Annotated in this window: 19 protein-coding genes; 12 read left to right on the forward strand and 7 right to left on the reverse strand. The window is 72.8% G+C overall.

The genetic code is table 11. The features are described from left to right. Positions 1-18: 18 nt before the first annotated feature. The 5 genes from pdhA to ABZ738_RS25335 all read left to right on the forward strand — a co-directional run bounded on the left by pdhA (position 19) and on the right by ABZ738_RS25335 (position 5,974). Positions 19-1,182, forward strand: a complete 1,164-nt coding sequence (pdhA, locus tag ABZ738_RS25315) for a pyruvate dehydrogenase (acetyl-transferring) E1 component subunit alpha (protein WP_176094401.1) — start codon at positions 19-21, stop codon at positions 1,180-1,182. Further along, positions 1,182-2,195 (forward strand): alpha-ketoacid dehydrogenase subunit beta, encoded by a 1,014-nt coding sequence (locus tag ABZ738_RS25320; RefSeq protein ID WP_357217027.1) that lies wholly within the window; start codon positions 1,182-1,184, stop codon positions 2,193-2,195. Before pdhA ends, ABZ738_RS25320 begins: the two co-directional genes overlap by 1 nt. Positions 2,196-2,271: 76 nt before the next feature. Next, the gene (locus tag ABZ738_RS25325) at positions 2,272-3,696 is read left to right on the forward strand and encodes a dihydrolipoamide acetyltransferase family protein (protein ID WP_357217030.1); all 1,425 of its coding nucleotides are present in this window, start codon (positions 2,272-2,274) and stop codon (positions 3,694-3,696) included. Positions 3,697-4,176: 480 nt separating this feature from the next. Then, complete coding sequence (locus tag ABZ738_RS25330; protein ID WP_176094398.1) at positions 4,177-5,442, forward strand: Ig-like domain-containing protein; 1,266 nt, start codon at positions 4,177-4,179, stop codon at positions 5,440-5,442. A 181-nt stretch (positions 5,443-5,623) separates the two neighbouring features. Next, a complete protein-coding gene (locus tag ABZ738_RS25335) occupies positions 5,624-5,974 on the forward strand; it encodes an STAS domain-containing protein (RefSeq protein ID WP_131057440.1) in 351 nt (116 codons plus the stop codon). A gap of 102 nt (positions 5,975-6,076) precedes the next feature. Here ABZ738_RS25335 and ABZ738_RS25340 read toward each other — a convergent pair whose 3' ends face one another. From ABZ738_RS25340 to ABZ738_RS25350, 3 genes are all read right to left on the reverse strand, one after another. Then, positions 6,077-6,457 carry an FKBP-type peptidyl-prolyl cis-trans isomerase gene (locus tag ABZ738_RS25340; protein WP_357217035.1) on the reverse strand — a complete coding sequence of 127 codons (381 nt, stop codon included), beginning with the start codon at positions 6,455-6,457 and terminating at the stop codon, positions 6,077-6,079. Positions 6,458-6,622: 165 nt separating this feature from the next. Next, positions 6,623-7,183, reverse strand: coding sequence for a DoxX family membrane protein (locus tag ABZ738_RS25345; protein ID WP_131056362.1), 561 nt, complete (start codon positions 7,181-7,183; stop codon positions 6,623-6,625). Between the two features lie 77 nt (positions 7,184-7,260). Continuing rightward, the gene (locus tag ABZ738_RS25350) at positions 7,261-8,034 is read right to left on the reverse strand and encodes a helical backbone metal receptor (protein ID WP_131056360.1); all 774 of its coding nucleotides are present in this window, start codon (positions 8,032-8,034) and stop codon (positions 7,261-7,263) included. Positions 8,035-8,166: 132 nt separating this feature from the next. On the opposite strand from ABZ738_RS25350, the gene ABZ738_RS25355 reads away from it, so the two are divergent. After that, complete coding sequence (locus ABZ738_RS25355) at positions 8,167-9,021, forward strand: DUF2726 domain-containing protein (protein WP_131056358.1); 855 nt, start codon at positions 8,167-8,169, stop codon at positions 9,019-9,021. Between the two features lie 265 nt (positions 9,022-9,286). Continuing rightward, a complete protein-coding gene (locus ABZ738_RS25360) occupies positions 9,287-10,564 on the forward strand; it encodes a hypothetical protein (protein ID WP_176094395.1) in 1,278 nt (425 codons plus the stop codon). Between the two features lie 72 nt (positions 10,565-10,636). Here ABZ738_RS25360 and ABZ738_RS25365 read toward each other — a convergent pair whose 3' ends face one another. After that, the gene (locus ABZ738_RS25365) at positions 10,637-10,981 is read right to left on the reverse strand and encodes an Lsr2 family protein (RefSeq protein WP_131056354.1); all 345 of its coding nucleotides are present in this window, start codon (positions 10,979-10,981) and stop codon (positions 10,637-10,639) included. 266 nt (positions 10,982-11,247) lie between these two features. Between ABZ738_RS25365 and lon the strand changes: the two genes are divergently transcribed. Then, positions 11,248-13,584, forward strand: a complete 2,337-nt coding sequence (gene lon / locus ABZ738_RS25370; protein ID WP_357217042.1) for an endopeptidase La — start codon at positions 11,248-11,250, stop codon at positions 13,582-13,584. Between the two features lie 185 nt (positions 13,585-13,769). Here lon and ABZ738_RS25375 read toward each other — a convergent pair whose 3' ends face one another. Both ABZ738_RS25375 and ABZ738_RS25380 read right to left on the reverse strand, forming a co-directional pair. Then, a complete protein-coding gene (locus ABZ738_RS25375) occupies positions 13,770-15,467 on the reverse strand; it encodes a DEAD/DEAH box helicase (protein ID WP_131055802.1) in 1,698 nt (565 codons plus the stop codon). Positions 15,468-15,572: 105 nt separating this feature from the next. Next, positions 15,573-16,460 carry a hypothetical protein gene (locus ABZ738_RS25380; protein WP_357217046.1) on the reverse strand — a complete coding sequence of 296 codons (888 nt, stop codon included), beginning with the start codon at positions 16,458-16,460 and terminating at the stop codon, positions 15,573-15,575. 133 nt (positions 16,461-16,593) lie between these two features. Between ABZ738_RS25380 and ABZ738_RS25385 the strand changes: the two genes are divergently transcribed. From ABZ738_RS25385 to ABZ738_RS25400, 4 genes are all read left to right on the forward strand, one after another. After that, positions 16,594-17,751, forward strand: a complete 1,158-nt coding sequence (locus tag ABZ738_RS25385; RefSeq protein ID WP_357217048.1) for a histidine kinase — start codon at positions 16,594-16,596, stop codon at positions 17,749-17,751. Next, the gene (locus tag ABZ738_RS25390; protein WP_357217051.1) at positions 17,748-18,353 is read left to right on the forward strand and encodes a response regulator transcription factor; all 606 of its coding nucleotides are present in this window, start codon (positions 17,748-17,750) and stop codon (positions 18,351-18,353) included. The genes ABZ738_RS25385 and ABZ738_RS25390 overlap by 4 nt, the downstream gene beginning before the upstream one ends. Before the next feature lie 159 nt (positions 18,354-18,512). Continuing rightward, entirely contained in the window at positions 18,513-19,466 is a 954-nt protein-coding gene (locus tag ABZ738_RS25395; RefSeq protein WP_357217054.1) for a DUF5715 family protein, read from the forward strand. Between the two features lie 2 nt (positions 19,467-19,468). Beyond that, on the forward strand, positions 19,469-21,079 hold the full coding sequence (locus ABZ738_RS25400) for an asparagine synthase-related protein (RefSeq protein ID WP_357217057.1): 1,611 nt from the start codon (positions 19,469-19,471) through the stop codon (positions 21,077-21,079). Between the two features lie 29 nt (positions 21,080-21,108). Here ABZ738_RS25400 and ABZ738_RS25405 read toward each other — a convergent pair whose 3' ends face one another. Then, the gene (locus tag ABZ738_RS25405) at positions 21,109-22,323 is read right to left on the reverse strand and encodes an SLC13 family permease (RefSeq protein WP_357217060.1); all 1,215 of its coding nucleotides are present in this window, start codon (positions 22,321-22,323) and stop codon (positions 21,109-21,111) included. Positions 22,324-22,337: the final 14 nt, after the last annotated feature.

Here is a 22,337-nt window from a genome sequence, read left to right on the forward strand (position 1 = left end):
CGTCCAGGAGGTTCCGCCGTGACGACCACCCCTCAGGCGGCCCGCAGGGCAACCCCGCGGAAGCGCCGGTCGGCCACCCCGACCGCGCCCGACCCGGCCGCTGCCCTGCTTCCCCAGGCCGATCCGGTCCGGCTGCTCAATCCGGACGGCACCCTGCTGCCGTCCCGGGCCGACTATCCCGAGCCACCCGTGGCGACACTGCGCGAGATGTACCGCCGGATGGTCGTCGGCCGCCGGTTCGACGCGCAGGCCACCGCACTGACCAAGCAGGGCCGCCTCGCGGTCTACCCGTCCTCGCGAGGGCAGGAGGCGTGCCAGGTCGGCGGGGTCCTCGCGCTGCGCGAGGACGACTGGGTCTTCCCGACCTACCGCGAGTCGATGGCGCTGACCGCGCGGGGCATCGACCCGGTCGAGGTCCTCACCCTGCTGCGCGGCGACTGGCACTGCGGGTACGACCCGGCCGTGCGCCGCACCGCGCCGCAGTGCACCCCGCTCGCCACCCAGTGCGTGCACGCCGCCGGCCTGGCCTACGGCGAGACCTACCAGGGGCGGGACACGGTGGCACTGGTCTACGTCGGTGACGGCGCGACCAGCGAGGGCGACTTCCACGAGGGGGTCAACTTCGCCGCCGTGTTCAAGGCCCCGGTGGTCTACTTCGTGCAGAACAACCGGTACGCGATCAGCGTGCCGCTGTCCCGCCAGACCGCCGCCCCGTCACTGGCCTACAAGGGCGTCGGGTACGGCGTGCCGAGCGAGCAGGTCGACGGCAACGACCCGGTGGCCGTGCTCGCCGTGCTGGAGAAGGCGGTGGCGCACGCCCGCGCCGGCAAGGGGCCGTTCCTGGTCGAGGCGCACACCTACCGGATGGAGCCGCACACCAACGCCGACGACGCGACGCGCTACCGCGACGCCGACGAGGTGGAGGCGTGGCGGGACCGCGACCCGGTGGCCCGGCTGGAGGCGTACCTGCGCTCCCGTGAGGCCCTCGACGACGACGCCGTCGCCGCCGTCGCGCAGGAGGCCGAGGAGTACGCGGCGGGGCTGCGCGAGCGGATGAACGCCGAACCCACCGTCGACCCGCTCACCCTCTTCGACCACGTCTACGCGCAGCCCACCCCGCAGCTCGTCGAACAGCGCGACCAGGTCCGCGCCGAGCTCGCCGCGCAGGAGGAGGACGCCTGATGGCCACCATGACCATGGCGAAGGCGCTCAACGCGGCGCTCGCCGACGCGCTGCTGGAGGACGATCGGGTCGTCGTCTTCGGCGAGGACGTCGGGCAACTCGGTGGCGTCTTCCGGATCACCGACGGACTACAGGCCCGCTTCGGCGACAAGCGCTGCTTCGACACCCCGCTGGCCGAGGCCGGCATCGTCGGCTTCGCGGTCGGACTGGCGATGTCCGGGCTGCGTCCGGTGGTGGAGATGCAGTTCGACGCGTTCGCGTACCCGGCGTTCGAGCAGATCGCCTCGCACGTGGCGAAGCTGCGCAACCGCACCCGGGGCGCGCTGAGCGTGCCGATGGTGATCCGTGTGCCGTACGCGGGTGGCATCGGCGGCGTGGAGCACCACTGCGACTCGTCGGAGGCGTACTACGCGCACACCCCGGGCCTGAAGGTGGTCACCCCGGCGACCGTCGACGACGCGTACTCGCTGCTGCGGGAGGCGATCGACGACCCCGACCCGGTGGTGTTCATGGAGCCGAAGAAGCTCTACTTCACCAGCGCCGAGGCGTACCTGCCGACGCGGACCGCTCCGTTCGGCCGGGCGGTGGTCCGTCGGCCCGGCCGGGACGCCACCCTGGTCGCGTACGGGCCGGCGGTGCCGGTCGCGCTGGAGGCCGCCGAGGCCGCCCGCGAGGAGGGCTGGGACCTGGAGGTCGTCGACGTACGCACCATCGTGCCGTTCGACGACGCCACGATCGCCGACTCGGTCCGGCGTACCGGCCGCTGCGTGGTGGTGCAGGAGGCACAGGGTTTCGCCGGAGTCGGCGCGGAGATCGCCGCCCGGGTGCAGGAACGCTGCTTCCACGCGCTGCACGCGCCGGTGCTGCGGGTCTCCGGGCTGGACATCCCGTACCCGGCGCCGATGCTGGAGCACACGCACCTGCCCTCGGTCGACCGGGTGCTGGACGCGGTGGCCCGCCTCCAGTGGGACGACCAGCCGGACTCCCGCTGGCTCGCCGAGGTGCCGGCATGAGCGAGCGGAGCGAGCGAGTCATCGGGTGCGGTGCGGTGGAGTCTCGTGGCGGCACGCAGCGGAGCGGAGTGCCGGCATGAGCGAGCAAGTCTTCTTCCTTCCTGACCTCGGTGAGGGGCTCGCCGAGGCGGAGATCGTGCAGTGGCGGGTCGCGGTGGGTGACGTGGTCACCGTGGACCAGACCGTGGTCGAGGTGGAGACCGCCAAGGCGGTCGTGGACGTGCCCTGCCCGTACGCCGGCCGGGTGGTGGCCCTGCACGGCGCGGAGGGCGAGGTGCGTCCGGTCGGCCAGCCGTTGATCACGGTGGCCGCGCCGGTCACCGACGGTGCCGCCGGCGCGACCGAGCCCGCCGGGCACGCGGTCTACCGCGAGGAGGAGCGGGCCGGCTCGGGCAACGTGCTGATCGGGTACGGCACCGGGCACGGTGCCACCCGCCGCCGTCGGCGTCCCCGCCTCGCCCCGACCGCGCAGGTCACCGCGCCGAGCCTTGCTCCGGCCGCGACGAACGCGTCGGCGGTCGGCGCGGATCCGGCCGCGACGCCGGCACTGGTCATCTCGCCGATCGTGCGGCGGCTGGCCCGTGCGCACGGCGTCGACCTGGCCACCCTGCGGGGCACCGGCCCCGGCGGAGTGGTCCGCCGCGCCGACGTGGAGGCGGCGGCCGACGCGTACGCGACGGACCGTTCGGTCACGGGTACGCCCGCGCCGGGCCTTGCGACGCCGGGCCTTCCGCCCGCGACCGGCCCCGCGACGCCGGACCTGCCGGCCGGGACCCCGGCGCATGTCGGACTCGCTCCGGCCGACCCACGGGACCGGGTGATCCCGTTGACCGGCATCCGCCGGGTGATCGCCGACAAGCTCTCCCGCAGCCGGCGGGAGATCCCGGAGGTGACCATCTGGGTCGACGTGGACGCCACCGGGCTGCTGGGTACCCGGGCCGCGATCAACGCCGCCCGACCGGACCAGCCGGTGAGCATCCTGGCGCTGCTGGCCCGGATCTGCCTGTCCGGGCTACGCCGGTACCCGCAGCTCAACGCCCGGGTGGACACCGAGGGGCAGCGGATCGTCCAGTCCGCCGCCGTGCACCTGGGCATCGCCGCCCAGACCGATCGTGGCCTGCTGGTGCCGGTGCTGCGCGACGCCGACCGGCTCACCACCGCCGAGCTGGCCGCCGAGCTGGCCGCGACCACCACCGCGGCGCGGGCGGGTGAGCTGCCGCCGGCCCGGCTCACCGGGGGCACGTTCACGCTCAACAACTACGGGGTGTTCGGTGTCGACGGTTCCACCCCGATCATCAACCACCCGGAGGCGGCGCTGCTCGGAGTGGGCCGCATCGTGGACAAGCCCTGGGTGGTGGAGGGAGAGCTGGCGGTGCGCAAGGTGACGCAGCTCAGCCTCACCTTCGACCACCGGGTCTGCGACGGGGGAGTCGCCGGTGGCTTCCTGCGGCACGTCGCCGACTGCGTCGAGCAGCCCGCCCTGCTGATCGCCGCCGTCTGACGCCCACCCACCCACCCGCGCGTCCGCCCCCTCCGCGCGCCCCCTCCGCACGCCCCCGGCAAGCGTCGATCATGGAGTCGTGCAGAGGACATAACCGTCCATAACTGAGCGAAACGCCCACCACAACTCCTTGATCGACGTGCGGCGGGCGGGGGCGGGCGGTGGGTGGGCGCGTGGGTGGGGGTGGGGGAGGCGACCGTGGGGTGGGGGCCTCGGCGTTCGAGAGGACGTTGGGCGCACGGGTGGCCGTACGCCCGAGACCGGGCGAACCGTCGTGGACCGGTGGGTGTGCGGACAATGGACGCAGGTCGCCGACTAACGGTCGGGATATCACGGTCGGGCCTTTCCCTGCCTGGTCCGGCGCAATAGCGCAAAAATGTCCACCCGGTATTGGCGTGCGGTTTCGCAGAATTGCTGAGTCGCTGGTGGGTAGACGGCGAGAATGTGGCGGAGGGCGAGAAATAAACGGGGGGACGCATCATGAACCTGAGGGGGCGATTGGCGCTGTTGACGGTGGCCGTCGCAGCGGCGCCGCTGGCGCTGGGCGCGTGCACGGGTGATCGGAGGACCGCCGGACCCGGTGAGGGTCGGCAGGCGGCTCCGGAACTCGCCGTGACGCCCGCCGAGGGCGCGCGGGACGTGCCGATCAGCGGGGAGATCGGCACCGCGGTCAAGCACGGGCGGGTCACCGATGTGCGGATCACCGACGACAAGGGCGGAAAGGTCGAGGCCGAGCCGCGCGAGGACGGCACCGGGTGGGTGCCGGCCGAGGTGTTGCAGCCCAAGCGGACCTACACCGCCGAGGTCACGGTGACCGGCGAGAAGGGGCAGACGGTCACTCGGAAGACGACCTTCACGACGCAACCGAAATCGTCCAAACCGGCGATCACCAGTACGCTCTATTTCGCCGGTAATCGGACGTACGGCACGGCCATGCCGGTAACCGTCGCGTTCGACCCGCCCATTCCGAAAGAAGCCAGGGCGGATGTGCAACGTCGTTTGTTCGTGAAGACCGATCCGCCGCAGCCGGGCACCTGGTCCTGGGTGTCCGACGGGAGTCAGGTCTATTATCGGGCGCCCGATTTCTGGCGACCCGGCACGTCCATCAACGTTCGTGCCGCGCTGGAGGGTCTGCCGATCGGCAAGGAGAACGTCGGCGACGCCGACCGGCGGGCCACGTCGAAGATCGGCCGGCAGACGGCGTTGGAGATCGACAACGCGACCAAGCAGATGTCGGTGATCCGGGACGGGAAGCTGCTGCGCAAGCTCCCGGTCAGCCTCGGCAAGCCGAGCACCCCGACCTCCAGCGGCAAAATGGTGATCATGGAGAAGCACGACTTCACCACGTTCGACACCACGGGCTCGGCCGACCCGTACGTCGTCGACGTCGAGGACGCGCAGCGGCTGACCTGGGGCGGCGAGTTCATCCACGGTGCGCCCTGGTCGGAAGGGGATCAGGGGTACACCAACGTGTCGCACGGGTGCACCAACCTCTCCGCGGCCAACGCCGACTGGCTGATGGGCGTCACCCAGGTCGGTGACCTGGTCACCGTCAAGGGCACCGAGGTCGAACTCGGCGAGGGCAACGGCTGGACGGCGTGGAACGTCGACTGGGACCGGTTCGCCGAGGGCAGTGCGCTGCCCGTACCCGCCGGGCTGAAGCCGGCACCGACCGCGTCGGCGGACCCGGGCGCGGTGGCCGGCGGTGGCTCGCCGGAGCCGCAGCCCTCGGCGAGCGGCGGGTGACACACCGACGTCGGGCGCCGGGTCGTCACCGGCCCGGTGTTCCCGTCGTGGGCGGGCGGAGGGTGGTGCCCGGGATCGTCCCTAGGGTGGATGCACCGGGCCTGCGGGTCATGCCCTGGGCTTACCCGGAACCGCCTTTACGCAGGGTGTGAGTGTCGGTGGTGGGGGATAGGTTCTTCTCATGCCAGAGCGCGAGGAGCGGTTCCACGTGGAGACCACGGTCTTCGACGACGCGGTGTGCGTCCGCGTGGTCGGTGCCGTCGACATCGCCACCGTCGCGGCGTTCCGCGCGGCCCTCTGGGCTGCACCGGCCCGGCCGGAGCTGCGGGTGGATCTCTCCGAGGTGCGGGTGCTCTCCGCCGCCGGGGTGCGCACGCTGATCGCGGCCCGGCTCTGGGTGCGCGCCCAGGGCGGCCAACTGGTGCTGACGGACCCGCCGCCGGTGGTGGAGCGGGTGCTGCGTGCCACCGGCCTGCGCCGGGTCATCCCGGTCGTCGGTTCGTGCTCCGAGCGGGTGCTGGCCGGCGTGTGACGCCGCGACGGCGGGTTCGCCCGCCGGGGCGTGCGGTGGTCGGCGTGCGACGCCGACCGCGCGTCCGGCGCCGGGTACGGGGGCCGGCGCCGGACGCGGCGCTCAGCGGACGCCGAGCAGGTCGACCACGAAGACCAGGGTCTCGTTGGGCTTGATGGCGCCACCGGCGCCCTGGCTGCCGTAGCCCAGGTGCGGCGGGATGGTCAGCTTGCGCCGCCCACCGACCCGCATCCCGACCACGCCCTGGTCCCAGCCGGCGATGACCCGGCCACCGCCGAGCGGGAACTCGAAGGCGTCCCCCCGGTTCCAGGAGGCGTCGAACTCGGCGCCGGTGGAGTGCGAGACCCCGACGTAGTGGACGCGGGCACGCTGGCCGGGCTGGGCCTCGGGGCCGTCGCCCACGGTGATGTCCTCGATCACGAGGTCGGCGGGCGGGGCACCCTCGATCGGACCGATCTCGGGCTTGCTCGCTGCCTGGTTCATGCGGATTCTCCTGTGACGTCGGTTCTGGTCAGCACAATCCTGCCGGATGCTACGCCAGCGGTGCCCGTGGCACGCGCCACGACGGCCCGGGAGCACCCGGGCCGTCGTGGCGGCGGGCGGCACCCGCAGGGGTGACGCCCGCCGTGTGGGGAGGGAGGGGACAGGTCAGCGGAGCCAGGCGAAGCGCTGGACGATCGGCAGCCGGGCCCAGGTGCGGCCGAGGCCCCAGGTGTCACCGGCGTTGGTCACCGCGAGCAGCGCCAGCACCCCGGCGTAGACCAGGTGGTCGTCCATGAAGGGGTTGTTCGCGGGCAGCAGGGCCGCAGTCCACATCATCACCAGTAGCAGGCCACCGGCGACGGCGGCGACGCGCACCCCGATGCCGAGGATCAGGGCGGTGCCGATCGCGGCCAGACCGATCATGAACAGCCAGTCGGCCCAGACCGCCCCGGCCATGCTCTGGTAGAAGCCCTCGAACGGACCGGTGACGCCGAAGCTGAGGAAGCCCTTGGTGGGGCTGCCGCCGTTGATCCAGGCGTTCTCGCCCTCGGTGGCGAACCCCAGGCCGAACAGCTTGTCCACGAACGCCCAGAGGAAGATCCAGCCGAGTGCCAGCCGCAGCCCGGCGAGCAGGTGGCGGGTGACCCGCCTCCGGTCGACCTGCTCCCGAACGGTCTCGGCGCCCGGGGTCCTGGCGGCGGTGTTCCGCTCGGTCATCGCGGTCATGATGTCCACGTCCCTTCTCTGCTTCGCACCGCTGTCCCGGTGACACCTCCATTGGACGCCGGTGGGATCGGGTGCGGTCAGGGCCGACCGGGCCCGGACCGGACGGGACCTTCGACCCCTTCCGGCCCGGGCCGTCGGACCGGGTCCGCCAGTTGAGCGGCCAGCACCGACGGGGCCTCGGCCAGCGACGGGCCGTACCAGGTCAGGTGCCGACCGGAGAGCAGAGCACACGGTACGCCCGGAAATGCCTCCGGCCCGTCGTCGGCGGTGAACCGGTACGGCTCGTCCGGCAGCACCACCAGGTCGGGTCCGGTGGCGCGCAGTTCGTCCAGGGACGGTCGCGGATACCGTTCCGGCTGTCCGGCGTAGAGGTTGGTCACGCCCAGCCGGCGGAGCACGTCACCGGCGAAGGTGTCGGCGCCGAGCACCACCCAGGGGCGCCGCCAGACCGGCACCACCGCACGGTGCCGCACCGACGGAGTCGGAAGGTCGGCCCAGGCCCGTCGCGCCGCCGTCAACCACTCGGGTTCCCCCGACGCGCCCAGGTCACGCAGCAGGTCGGCGAGCTCGGTCAGGGCGGCGTCCACGGTGCGTGGGTAGGTGACCCGGACCGGCACCCCGGCGGCGGACAGCGCCTCGGCGTCCTCGCGCCGGTTCTCCTCGACGTTGAGCAGCACCAGGTCCGGCCGCAACGCGCGCACCCGGTCCAGGTCGGGGTACTTGCTGCCGCCCACCCGGGGCACGTCCAGATCGGCCGGAGCGGTGCACCAGTCGGTGGCTCCGACCAGCAGACCCGGCAGGGTCACCGCCACCGCCTCGGTCAGCGAGGGCACCAGGGACACCACCCGCATCCGTCCACCTCCTCGGCTCGGGCGCGGTCGGTCACCGTCGTGGCGGTCATCGCGGGCCCACCGGGGGAGCCGCCCGGCATGATCGTCATCCTAGACTCGGTCGGTCGGCGGCAGGATTGGGTGGATACGACGATGACCGGTGGCGACGCGTGGCTGTCGACGGTTCCGGCCGGTGGGCGTACGCCTGTGCTGGCCCGCGCGGGACAACGGGTGCACGCCGCCCCGCGTCTGGGTGACGTGATCCGGCGCCGGCCGCCGGGGCTCACCGGCAGCCAGTGGAACACCGCCGCGCGGGTGGTGCTCGACCACGTGGTCTGCGCGGACGACACCGGCCTGCCGCAGTTCGCCGTCGAGTTCCGGGAGCCCGCGCCGGACGCCGCCGCCCGGCGGGTGGACCGGATCGTCGAGGCGGTCACCGCCAGCGTCGGCCTGCCGCTGCTGCGGATCGGCTCGGTCACCCTGCGCGCCGTCGACCACGGTCCGGGCATCGTCGGCTACGTGATCGACGCCCGCCGGTACGCCGACGGCGCCGCCGGGTCGGACGTACCCGCCGTCGGGTTCCGCGACATCGTCGGCCGGCTGCCGGACGGGCGCACCGGCGCGGTCAACGACCTCGGCGCGCTCGCCCGGGCCGAGGCGGTCGAGGCGTACGTGTCGCGGCGACTGGCGGATCCGATCCTGCGCGGGTTGCACGTGCGCTGGGCCGACGGCCCGGTCGAGGGGTGGAGTTGGGTCGAGGTGCGGCCCGGCGCGTTCCTGGTGGAGCGAGTCATTCTGCGGACGCACCGATTCTCCTGTGGTGTCGATCCCGCACGACTGGCCGAGGATCTGTCCGCGCTCGCTGTCGGTGAGCGTCTGCGCACCCTGGAGAACGAAAGTCCCGCCGTGGTGGATCGCACCGATCTGCTCGACGACATCCGGCGACTCGGGCAGCGCCGCGACGAACTCGTGGACGGTTTCGCCTACGACCATCTGCACCAGGTCTGACCTGCCCAGGAGCCGTACGGCCCGGGTCGTCGAAAAAAAGTCCACCTTCTTTTGAACTCCCGCCACGGCGGGGCCGTACCTCACCGGGAATGGACAGGATCTCCCAACCCGCGCCGGGGGCGCGGGAGGCGGTGCGGAAAGGGCATCGTCGTCTGTCGACGTACCACCGGTGCGTTCGAACGGCCTCCGTCGAACGCGCCACCACGATTCCGTTCGGTCCGTCGAGTCACGCGTCAGGTACCGGATCGAGAAGGAGAGCAATTCGATGCGCAGGTCCACCCGGTCACGCAGACCCTCAGGTAACACGCGGACCAAACGACTTCTGGCCGTTGGTGCCACGCTCGCCGTCTTCGGTGGCGTCGTTGCCGTTACCCAGATCTCGTCGGCCGGTGACCGACGGCCGAACAAGCAGCAGACCCGCCCGATCTCGGCCGAGTGTGTGGAGCCCAGCCCGGGTGCGACCGCGCCGACCGCCCGTGGCGCCACCACCACCCGTACCTTCCAGAACGGCCGGTGGGTGACCAACCACTGGGGTGACGGGCAGCAGTCCGTGGAGGAGTGCCAGGAGACCCGCAGCGGCAACGGTGGCGCGACCCCCGCCGGTTCCTTCGCCGTGGCTTGTCCCGACGTGGTGAGCCGCCTGCCGCAGGTGCCCGACCGGGCCCGCGCCGAGGTGGACCGCAACCTGGCCCTGCTCCAGACCCAGATCACCGAGGCCGACCAGCGCCTGGCCGCCGAGGGCAACAAGGGCCAGGCGTTCATCCGCAACGCGATCCTCGACCCGCTGGCCAGCAAGCGGCGGGCCACGCTCGACCGGATCACCATCTCCATCGACCGCTTCGGCCCCCGGCCGCGTGGCCTCGCCGGTCTGGCCGCCTGCCAGGTGCAGCCGGTGAACAACAACAACGGTGGGAACAACGGCGGCAACAACCCCAACAACGGTGGGAACAACGGCGGGGGCAACAACAACGGCGGCAACAACGGCGGAGGCAACAACGGCCTCGACGTGCTGGCCAACAACTGCAACAACAGCCAGCTCCAGCCGCACGACGGCTTCCAGAACGGCAACCGCTGCATCAGCACCGCCTTCGGTGAGGTCGGCTCCGCCGCGAACAACCCGTCGCTGCTGATCACCGAGTTCCCGCAGCAGATCAACCGCAACGAGGGCTTCGCCCTGCGGGTCAGCACCCGCAACCTGGTCCGGGACCGCTTCCTCCCGGCTGGTCAGGGTGGCTACTACCTGGAGAGCTCGCTGCTCAACGGTGAGGGCCTGACCCGTGGCCACTTCCACACCGCCTGCCGGATGCTGAACAACACGAACGAGGCGCCGGCGGCGGATCCGGTACCGGCCTTCTTCGTGGCCACCGAGGACGGCGGCGGCGGTAGCCAGCCGGACAGCGTGGTCATCCAGATCCCGGGCCTGCCGGAGTCCGGTACCGCACAGTGCGCGGTCTGGGCCGGCGACGGCTCGCACCGTATCCCGATGTCGGAGCGGGCCAACCAGACCCCCGCCTTCGACGCGGTGCGGATCCAGGTCAACTGACCCGGAACAACACGCGGGCCGTCCGGAACCAGGTTCCGGACGGCCCGCGTCGTTGTGGGGCGACGCCGCTGTTCAGCGGTTCTTGTACGCCTCGACGACCTCGACCGGGATACGACCCCGCTCGGAAATCTTGTAGCCGTTGCCGACCGCCCATTCCCGGATCGCGCGGTTCTGCTCGCGGTTCATTCCGGGTGCCGCCGCGGTGACGCGACGCGGTCCGCGACCGGTGTCGGCGCTGCCGCGTCCGAGCCGTCGGCCCGCATTGATAAACGGATCCAGCGCCTTACGCAGGACTCCCGCGTTCTCGTCGGAGACGTCGATGGTGTAGCTCACGCCATCCAGGCTGAACTCGACCGTGCGATCGGCCTTTCCGCCGTCGAGGTCGTCAGTCAGCACCGTGATTACTTTTCTCGCCATCGTCGATTACTCCCTGTGTCTGGCGGGGTGTGGTCAAAGTTTGACTCATCGCCCCGCAATTGCGCAACAAAAGCCCCTGTCCGCCGCGTCTCGCGTTTTGCGCCGCGCGTAAATCCCGATTACCCGGTGTTCCCGTCGTCGGTACGGATGTGTCGGTGCCGCACCCGATCGAGGTCGGTTCGTGTGCTGGGTCACACCGTGGAACAACGCCGACCCGCGTCGACTTGAGTCAGACACGCTCAACTCAATGCGATAGCAGGTGTTCGATGGCAACTCTTCCGGTACTTCCACTGACCGACGCGGTACTGCTGCCCGGCATGGTCATCCCGGTGACCCTCGACCCGACCACCCAGGCCGCGGTCGACGCGGCCCGCGCCACCGGCGACCGCAGGCTGCTCGCCGTGCCCCGCCTCGACGGCGAGTACGGCTCCGTCGGCGCGATCGCCACCATCGAGAAGGTGGGTCGGCTGCCCAGCGGTGAGCCTGCCGCCGTCGTCCGCGGCCTCGCCCGCGCCCGCATCGGCTCCGGGGTGCCCGGACCCGGCGCGGCGCTCTGGGTCGAGGCGACCGAGATCGACGAACCCACCCCCGCCGGCAAGGCACGGGAACTGGCCCGCGAGTACCGCGCCCTGGTGACCTCCGTGCTCCAGCAGCGCGGCGCATGGCAGGTCATCGACGCGATGGAGCGGATGACCGACCTCTCCGAACTGGCCGACTCGGCCGGCTACGCGCCCTGGCTCACCCTGGCGCAGAAGACCGAACTGCTCGCCGCGCCGGACGTCACCGCCCGGCTGGAACTGCTCGTCGGCTGGGTCAAGGAGCACCTCGCCGAGCAGGAGGTCACCGAGCAGATCAACTCCGACGTCCGCGAAGGGCTGGAGAAGTCGCAGCGGGAGTTCCTGCTGCGCCAGCAGCTCGCCGCGATCCGCAAGGAACTCGGCGAGGACGCCCCGGACGGCTCCGCCGACTACCGGTCCCGTGTCGAGGCCGCCGACCTGCCCGAGAAGGTACGCGAGGCGGCACTGCGCGAGGTCGGCAAGCTGGAGCGGGCCAGTGACGCCTCCCCGGAGGCGGGCTGGATCCGTACCTGGCTCGACACGGTGCTGGAGATGCCGTGGAGCACGCGTACCGAGGACAACACCGACCTGGCCGCGGCGCGGGCCGTGCTCGACGCCGACCACGCCGGCCTGGCCGACGTCAAGGACCGCATCCTGGAGTACCTGGCGGTGCGCAACCGCCGGGCCGACCGCAACCTCGGTGTGGTCGGCGGGCGCGGCTCCGGCGCGGTGCTGGCCCTGACGGGCCCGCCCGGCGTCGGCAAGACCAGCCTCGGCGAGTCCGTCGCCCGGGCGCTCGGGCGCAGATTCGTCCGGGTCTCCCTCGGCGGCGTACGCGACGAGGCCGAGATCCGGGGCCACCGGCGCACCTACGTCGGCGCGCTGCCCGGCCGGATCGTGCGGGCTCTGCGCGAGGCCGGCTCGATGAACCCGGTGGTGCTGCTCGACGAGGTCGACAAACTCTCCGTCGGGTACGCCGGTGACCCGGCCGCCGCCCTGCTGGAGGTGCTCGACCCGGCCCAGAACCACACCTTCCGGGACCACTACCTGGAAGTCGACCTCGACCTGTCCGACGTGCTCTTCCTCGCCACGGCCAACGTGGTGGAGGCCATCCCCGGCCCGCTGCTGGACCGGATGGAACTGGTCACCCTGGACGGCTACACCGAGGAGGAGAAGGTGGCCATCGCCCGGGACCACCTGCTGCCCCGGCAGCGGGAACGGGCCGGGCTGACCGCCGACGAGGTCGACCTCGACGCCCCGGCACTGGCCCGCATCGCGGGGGAGTACACCCGGGAGGCCGGCGTACGGCAACTGGAGCGGGCCCTGGCGAAGGTCATGCGGAAGGTCGCGGTGGCCCTCACCGACGACCCGACGCCGGTCCGCGTCGGCGCCGACGACCTGACCCGCTACCTCGGCCGGCCCAAGCACACGCCGGAGTCGGCGGAGCGGACGGCGGTGCCCGGCGTGGCCACCGGCCTGGCGGTCACCGGTGCCGGCGGCGACGTGCTGTTCATCGAGGCCACCAGCATGGAGGGTGAGCCGGGCCTGACCCTGACCGGCCAACTCGGCGACGTGATGAAGGAGTCGGCGCACATCGCCCTCTCCTACCTGCGCGCCAACGGCCGCCGGCTCGGCCTGGACCCGAACGCCCTCGCCGGACGGCGGATCCACCTGCACGTCCCGGCGGGTGCGGTGCCCAAGGACGGCCCCAGCGCCGGCATCACCATGGTCACCGCGCTGGCGTCGCTGGCCAGCGGCCGGCCGGTACGCCCCGAGTTCGGGATGACCGGCGAGGTGACACTCTCCGGCCGGGTGCTGCCCATCGGCGGGGTGAAGCAGAAGCTGCTGGCCGCGCACCGGGCCGGTCTGACCGAGGTGATCATTCCGGCCCGGAACGAGCCGGACCTCGACGACCTGCCCACCGAGGTCCGCGAGGCGCTGACCGTACACCCGCTCGCCGATGTCGCCGACGTGCTCGCCCTGGCGCTGCGCCCGGCCGAGATCGACCCGGCCTCGCTGGGCGGCCAGAGCCTCACCGCCGCCTGACGGATGCAAGGAAGGGCACCTTATTAACGCCTGAGGTAGAGCAGGGGTCCCCTGTTAACCCGAGGCACCATCGACTGGCGTCATCCCGTGCGGGGTGGCGCCAGTCGCTGCATGTCGGGGCGTGCCGTGGTGAGAAGGGCTCCCTGCTATACCGCAGGCGTTAACAGGGGGCCCTTCCTTACACGTCAGCGGCTGTCGTCGCGGTCTCGGCGTACGGTGGCCTTACGGCCCTTGATGGTGCTGCCGCGCAGCCCGGCGATCACCTCGTCGGCCACCCCGTTGGGCACCTCGACAAGCGAGAACCGGTCGGCGATTTCGATCGAGCCGATGTCCCGGCCACGGATGCCGGTCTCTCCGGTGATCGCGCCGACCAGGTCCTGCGGCCGGACTCCGGCGCGCCGGCCCAGCCCGATGAAGACCTGGGTGGTGCCGCCGGTGCGGGGCCGTGCCGGTCGGCGGTCGCCCCGGTTGTCCTGGCCGGGCCGGGCGTCCCGGGTGGGACGGACCGCCACCTGCGGGATCTCCTCCTCGGCCTCGTCGGAGCCGGGCAGCGTCGCCTCGTGGGACAGCTTCACCGCGGCGAGCGCCACCTCCATCAGGTCGAACTCGTCGCTGAGCGTCTCCACGATGACCCGGAACGGCTCCAGGTCGTCCTCCAGCAGGCTCTCCCGCAGCGCCGCCTGGGTCAGCTCCAGCCGGCGGGTACGCAGGTCGGCGACGGTCGGGATCTTGTCGATCGTGATCCGTTGGCCGGTGACCCGCTCTATGGTCTTGAGCATCCGGTGTTCCCGGGGCTCGGCCAGGGTGATCGCCACGCCCTCCCGGCCGGCGCGACCGACCCGGCCGATGCGGTGCACGTACGACTCGGGAGCCGACGGCACGTCGTAGTTGACCACGTGGCTGAGCTGTTCGACGTCGAGTCCCCGCGCGGCGACGTCGGTGGCGACCAGCAGGTCCGCGGTGCCGGAGCGCAGCCGACCCATCACCCGGTCCCGCTGCTCCTGGCTCATCCCGCCGTGCAGGGCCTCGGCCCGGTAGCCGCGTCCGTTCATCGTCTCGGTGAGCCGGTCGACCTCCTCCCGGCTGCGGCAGAAGACGATCGCCGCGGTGGGCGACTCGACGTCCAGCACCCGGCCCAGCGCCGCCGGCTTGTGCGCCCGCGCCACCAGGTACGCGCTCTGGCGTACCCGGGGTGCCGCGCCGGCCACCGGCTGCTCGCGGGCGATGAGGATGCGGACCGGGTCGGTGAGGTGCGCCTGGGCCATGCCCTCGATGCGCGACGGCATGGTCGCCGAGAAGAGGACCGTCTGGCGTTGCGCGGGCGCGTGCTCCAGGATCGCCTCGATGTCCTCGGCGAAGCCCATGTCCAGCATCTCGTCGGCCTCGTCGAGGACGACGGTGATCAGGTTGCCGAGCCGTAGCGTGCCCCGGGCGATGTGGTCCAGCGCCCGTCCGGGGGTGGCCACGACCACGTCCACGCCGAGGTCCAGCGCCCGCAGTTGGCGGCCGATCGGCTGCCCGCCGTAGATCGGCAGCACTCGGGCCCCGAGGTCCTTGCCGTACCGGTGGAACGCCTCGGACACCTGCACCGCGAGTTCCCGGGTGGGCACCAGCACCAACGCCAGGGGATCACCGCCGGGCCGGTCGTCCGGCATTCGTTGCAACAGTGGCAGCGCGAACGCGGCCGTCTTGCCCGTACCCGTGGCTGCCTGCCCGAGCAGGTCACGGCCGGTCAGCAGGGTGGGGATCGCCTCCCGCTGGATCGGCGTCGGCTCCTCGTAGCCGAGCGCGGCGAGCGCGGCGAGCAGTTCGGGTCGCAGGCCGAGATCGGTGAAGGCGGGCGGATCCATGGTCGCGTCGGGCGGTACGGGCGTGGAACTCATGGGTCAAGTTTTTCATCACGCCCTCCCGGCCGCTGCGGCGACCACCGGTAACACGCGGCCACGGCCCGCCGCGGGGTGGCGGCGGGCCGTGGCGCAGCCGGTCGGTCAGGTGGTGACCAGCGCCAGGATGATGGTGATTCCGAGGACCGCGTCGATCACGCCGCACCACTGGGCGTAGGCGCGGGGCACCACCTTGCCGGTGCGGTGATGGATCACGTCCCAGCCCGCGTGGGCCAACCATCCGAACGCCACCAGCCACTGTCCGGCCGGGCCACCGAGGAGAAGGGCGAGCAGGGCCAGGCCCGACCAGCCGGCCAGGCCGGCGAGCTGGAGGCGGAGGGCACCCGGTACGCCCCACTGCCGGCGCACGGTGCCGATGATCAGGTATCCGGCCGGCAGGACCAGCAGCGTGTACGCGGCCAGCGGTACGGGTGAGCTCCAGTTGTCGGCGGTCATCAGCAGCGCCAGCCCGGCCGGCCAGCGCTGCGCCACGGCCCGTGCCCACGGGTGTCGCGGCGCGGCGCGGTTCGGGTGGTGCACGGCGTACTCGGCCCGACGCCGCAGCACCGCCGCCACCATCGCCGGCACCATCAGCACGTGCGTGCCCATCATCAGGGCGTCGCCGTCGAGCAACCCGGCCCGGTACGGCACCAGCAGCACCAGCACGGGCACGTACATGGCCAGGACCATCTCGCCGACGGCCGGGCCGGAATGCCCTCGGTACCACATCCAGACCGCCATGCCGATGCTCATGTCGGTGGCCATCAGCAGCGACGCGACGCCGGGCGTGGCCGGAGCCAGCCCGAGCAGCCCGCCCAGGGCGGCGCGGGCGGCACCGAGCGCCAGCATGCCGGCCACCATGGCCAGCGCCATCTCCATCAGGTGCCGGGCCAGCGGCGACAGGCGCGAGTGGCGAACCGGCGCGGCCGTTGGCCCGTGGATCGTCGGGGTGGACGGGGTCGGTCCGCCGGGTGCGGCGAGGGCGTCGGTCATGACGTCGATCGTCGTGGCGAACGACGTCGGCGACAATCCGCGTTCCGTCCCCGGTCGGCCGGGCACGATGCCCGGTCGGACCGGGCGGAACGGGGGCTCCGCCGGTGGGGTGGCGGGTTCTACCCTGACCGGCGTGGGGACGGACGGGACGGTGCCGGGCGGCGAGCGGACCCTACGCCGTGCCCGGACGGCGACGATGGTCTCCCTCGCCGCCGGCATGGCCGCCACCTTGTTCCTGCCGGCGGTCGGCCTCGCACGGGAGCCGGACCCGTGGCGGGTGGCCTCCGGCGTCCTCGCCATCGGCGCGTTCGCGCTGGTCCTGGCGGGCGCGGTGGGCGCGACACTGACCACCGGGTGGTCCGCCGCGCGGCGCCGACGGCTGCGGATCGGGTACGCCGCCGTCGCGGTGCTCGGTGTGCCGCTGGCCGCACCGGTCGCCGTCGGCGACTGGCCCACCTGGGCCTGGCTCGGCGCGGCGACGGTCGGCGGGGTGCCGTTGCTGGCCCCGCTGCGGGCGACCCTTCCGGCCACCGTGGCGGCGATGGTGGTCGCCGGAGCGGTGGCGCAGGTGACCGGCGCGTCGATCGGGCAGGCGCTGCTGGTCGTCGGCACCGCCGGTCCCGGCGTCGCGGTGGTGAACGGCTTCCAGGTCTGGTTCTGGCGGCTGCTGGTGCAGGCGGAGCGCGGTCGGGCGGCCCAGGCCCGGCTGGCCGCCGCCCAGGAGCGGTTGCGTTTCGCGGCGGACGTGCACGACCTGCTCGGACACCACCTGACCGTGATCACGCTGAAGGCCGAGCTGGCCGCCCGGCTGGCCGCCGCCGACCCGTCGCGGGCGGCCCGGGAGGCGGGCGAGGCGCAGCGGCTCGCGGCCACCGCCCTCACCGAACTACGCCGGACGGTGCACGGCTACCGCCGGGTCGACCTCGGCGAGCAGGTGACGGCGGTCGCGCAGGTGCTGCGCTCGTCCGGCGTACGGTGCACCGTCGTGCCGCCCGACGGTGAGCTGCCGCCGGAGACGGCCACCCAGCTCGCGGCGGTGCTCCGCGAGGCCGGCACCAACGTGCTGCGACACAGCCGGGCCGCCTGGTGCCGGATCGAGATCACCCAGCGGGAGGACGAGGTGCGGATGACCGTGACGAACGACGGGGCGACCGAGACGGGGACGGCGGACCGGCACAGTCACGGCCTGCGCGGACTGGCCGACCGGCTCGCCGCTGCCGGTGGACGGCTCCGCGTCGACCGGGCCGACGACGTGTTCACCGTCGAGGCGACCGTACCGGCCGCCGCATGATCCGGGTCCTGCTCGCCGACGACGAGGAACTGATCCGTACCGCCCTGGCCGCGCTGCTGGAGCTGGAGGCGGACCTGACGGTCGTCGCGCAGGCTGCCGACGGGCCGGCGGCGGTCATCGCCGCCCTGGCCCACCGACCCGACGTGGCCGTGGTCGACCTGGCCATGCCCGGACAGGACGGCTTCGCAGTCGCGGCCGAGCTGGCCCGGGTGCTGCCGGAGTGCGCGGTGGTCATCCTCACCGGGCAGGGACGCCCGCCACACCTGGCCCGCGCGCTCTCCGCGGGAGCGCGCGGCTTCCTGCCCAAGGGCGCGCCGGGCGGGGCCCTCGCCGACGTGATCCGCCGGGTGCACGCCGGTGGCCGGTACGTCGACCCGGCGCTGGCGGCCGACGCGCTGAGCATCCCGCCGTGCCCGCTGACCCCGCGCGAACTGGAGACGCTGCGGCTGGCCGAGGAGGACGCCTCCGTCGCCGCCATCGCCCGCCGAGCCCGGCTCTCGCCGGGCACGGTGCGCAACTACCTCGCCCTCGCGGTGCAGAAGCTCGGTGCCGACGGCCGGGCGGAGGCCCGACGGATTGCGCGGGACAACGGCTGGCTGTGACCGCTTCGTCCGAGACCGGTGGCAGTGCCGCCGATCCGCGCGGTCTCGCCCTGCCTGGTCCCCTTCGGGGGAGCACGGAGGATTGTTCGGACCCATCCCGATCGGCGTGATTACCGTCTGCCACAGGCGATCACCGCACGTCGGGAGAGGGGACCCACCATGCGAGTGCCGAGCCGAAGCCCGGGGCACCAGTCCGGTCCTCCCTGGCCGACCCGTCGGCGTCCCCGTGTCCCGGCGAGCCCCCGTCCGGCGGACGGGCCGGACCTGGACGCGTATCGGGAGGCCGTGGGGGAGCTGCTGGTCGAGGTGGGCGCGCTCGCGGCGGCGAGCAGCACGAAGGCCCGCCAGGTGCTGATCGACCAGCGGCTGCGGGAGCCGGCCATCGCCGCGGTGCTCGACGACACCCCACAGGGGTTGATCGGCGCGCGGGAGACCCTGCTGCTGGAGATGGCCCGGTACCAGCCCAACGCGCGCAGCTCCGCCGGGGACCTGGCCGCGCTGGTCCGGATCTATCTGCTGTCCCGCATCGACGTGATGTGGTGGCGCGACGCGTCCACCTTCGTCACCGACGAGGAGGTGCACCACAGCACCCACCTGGTCGACCTGGAGTGGCTGCGCCGCCGGGGACTGCTGCGGTTCCGCTACACCGAACAGCCCCGCACGGTGCTCGGCCGGGGCGTACGCGCGGTGCGTCGCCGGGTGCTGCCGGACGCCACTCCGCGTACCGCCGGGTTGCTGTTCCGCCGGGCCCGGCGGGAGGTGGTCGCGCTGCTCAACGACATCGGCCGGGAGTTCACCGCGGCCACCACGGTCGGCACTCCGCCGCTCTGGGTGACCAGCCTGGTCCGCAGCGCCGAGCACCAGTACCGGCTGCGCCGACTCGGGTACGCCGCGATGGTGCCGAGCGGGCACTGCCTGGGGTGGGCGGTGGACGTGGAGATGTCCTGGTACGAGCGCTTCGGGGCGCGGGACACGCTGGCCGGGATCCTGCTGGACCGGCAGCGTGCCGGCGAACTCAACGTGATCGACGAGGGGCAGGCCTGGCACATCTGCCTCGCGCCCTCGGCGACGCGGCGGCTGCGTCGTGCGTACGAGGCGGAGATGGGGATCTGACGATGTGCGGCATCGTGCTGAGCGTCGGTCCGGAGGCCGACCCGGCGATCTTCCGACGGATGCTCGCCACGCTGGTCCCGCGTGGTGAGGTCACCGAGACGCGGTACGAGAGCGGGCTGCTCGCCGGCACCCGGCGGCTGCGCGTGGTGGACCGGGACCGCGCGGTCCAGCCCTGGCTCTCCGCCGACGAGCGGTGGCTACTCTGCTACAACGGCGAGGTCTTCAACCACCACGAGTTGCGCGCCGAACTGACCGCCCTCGGGCACCGGTTCACCAGCACCAGCGACACCGAGGTGGTGCTCGCCGCCTTCGAACGCTGGGGCGAGGAGATGGTGACCCGGCTGCGCGGCGAGTACGCCCTCGCCATCGCGGAACGGGCCACCGGCCGGGTGTACCTGGCGCGGGACCCGCTCGGTGTGAAACCGCTGTACTGGTCCCGCACACCGGGGTGTCTGCACGTGGCCAGCGAGGTCAAGGCGCTGGTCCCGGCACGGACGCCGGTGACCGAGGTGCCGCCGGGGCACCACGGCTGGGTCGACGGGGACCACCGGGTCCGCCTCCGCCCGTACGTGGACCTGCTCTCCCTCGGCGCGGACCGGCCGCCGGTGACGGACCCGGACGAGGCCGCCCTGCTCGTCCGGGACACCCTCACCGACAGCATCCGGGTACGCCTGGACACCGACCTCACGGTGGGCGTGGTGCTCTCCGGCGGGCTGGACAGCTCGCTGGCGCTGCTGCACACGGCACAGTCGCACCCGGACTGCGTCGCGGTCACCGTCGGCGCGCCGGGCAGCCCCGACCTGGCGTACGCCCGGCGGCTGGCCCAGGAGCTGGGGGTGCCGCACGAGGTGGTCGAGTTGCGTCCGCGCGACATCCGCCTCGCCGACGTCCGCGAGGCCATCCGCATCTCCGAGCTGACCGAGTACGGCGACATCATCAACGCGGTGGTCTCGGTGCCGATCTTCCGTCGGCTGCGCGAGTTGGGCGTGAAGGTGGTGCTCACCGGTGACGGCTCCGACGAACTGTTCGGCGGTTACCCGATGTACCACGAGGTCGGCCCGGCGGCGTCCCGCCGACTGTTCCTGCACAAGATCCGCAACCTGTGTCGTACCGAGTTGCAGCGGGTCGATCGGACCAGCATGGGCTTCGGCGTCGAGGCCCGGGTGCCCTTCCTGGACCTGGCCCTCGTCGAGCTGGCCATGCGGTTGCCGCTCGACCTCAAGATGCGCGACGGCCAGGAGAAGTGGATCGTCCGCCGGGCCTTCGCCGACCTGCTGCCGGACTACATCCGTCGCCGCCCCAAGAACCCGATGTCGTACTCCTCGGGCCTGCACGAGCGGGCCCGGCTGTACAAGCCGCTCTTCGCCCGCCTGCACCGCTCCTTCGGCTACGACCTGCTGGAACCGGTCCGGCGCGACTTCGACAGCGTGTTGACGCGCTGCGGCAACGACCTGGACGCGGCGATGGCCGCCGGCCGGGCCCGACCGGACTACACCGTCCTGGAGCACGCCCGCGACCTGGTGGGCGCGGCCCGCTGGAACGCCGCCCCGATGGTGCGCCGCCTGGTCACCCCACGACGCACCCGGGGCGACGGCGCACCCCTACCCGGCTGAGTCGCCCACCAGGCGGGGTCGCGGGCGGGTCAGGTGGTGAGCAGGAGGGCGCTGACGGCGGCGAGGGTGCCGAGGGTCGCGACGGCGGCGCTGGTGGCGAGGAAACGGGCCAGCGGCACGCGTACCCGGGCGGCCCGGCAGCGCTCCAGCCAGAGCAGGGTGGCCAGGGACGCCCACGGCAGCGCCAGCGGGCCGATGTTGGTGCCGATCAGCAGGGCCAGCAGGCGTTGCCGGTCACCGGCCGGCAGCACCGCCTCGCCGGCCAGGTAGGCGGGCAGGTTGTTGACGAGGTTGGACAGTAGCGCACCGGTGCCGCCCGCGCGCAGCAGTCCGGGCACGCCGCCCTCGTCACCGGCGAGCCGGGCGACGAGGTCGTTCAGGCCGAACGCGCCGATGGTCTGGATCACCAGGAACAGGCCGGTGACGAAGAGCAGCAGCCGCCAGGGCAGCAGGGCGGGGCGCAGCGTGCCGGGGGAGCGGAACGCGAAGACGAGCAGCAGCAGGCCGGCGGCGACCGCCGAGGCCAGGCCGACGGGGGCGCCGGCCACGATCGCGCCGACGAAGAGCAGGCAGGCGACGAGTGCGGTGCGGTAGAGCACCGGGTCGGTCGGCCGGTGCACCGACGGCGGCGCGAACCGGCCGTCGACGGGGCGGTCGCGCCGCCACCAGAAGTACCAGAGCAGGATCGTGGTGACCGCGAGCGCCGCCAGTTGGGGCAGCCACATGACGCTCGCGTACGCCAGCGGGTCGAGGCCGATCCGGTCGGCGGCCAGCAGGTTGGTCAGGTTGGAGACCGGCAGCAGGAGGCTGGCCGTGTTCGCCAGCCAGACCGTGGTGACCGCCAGCGGGGCCACCGCCGTGCGCAGGGTGACCGCCAGCGCGAGCATCACCGGCGTGAGCAGCACCGCCGTGGTGTCCAGGTTGAGCACGACGGTGGTGAGCGCGGCGAAGCCGACGCAGAGCGCGAAGAGGACCGGCCAGCGACCCCGGGCGGCGACCGCCAGCCGGGTGGCGAGGACGTCGAAGACACCGGCGGCGGCGGTCAGTTCGGCGAGGACCACCACGGTGCCGAGGAAGACCAGCAGCGGCAGGACCCGGGTGAGGGTGTCGGCGGCGTCGGCGCGGGGCAGCAGGCCCGTCGCCACGCACACCGCACCCAGGACGGCCAGCCCGACCGCGATCACGTCCAGCGGGTGCGGCCGGCGTCGACCGGGTGCGGCCGGAACGGCGTCTGGGGAGGTCACGGCGCATCTTCGCA

This window comes from Micromonospora sp. NPDC047793 (assembly GCF_040642635.1).
In the GTDB taxonomy this organism is placed as follows: Bacteria; Actinomycetota; Actinomycetes; order Mycobacteriales; family Micromonosporaceae; genus Micromonospora.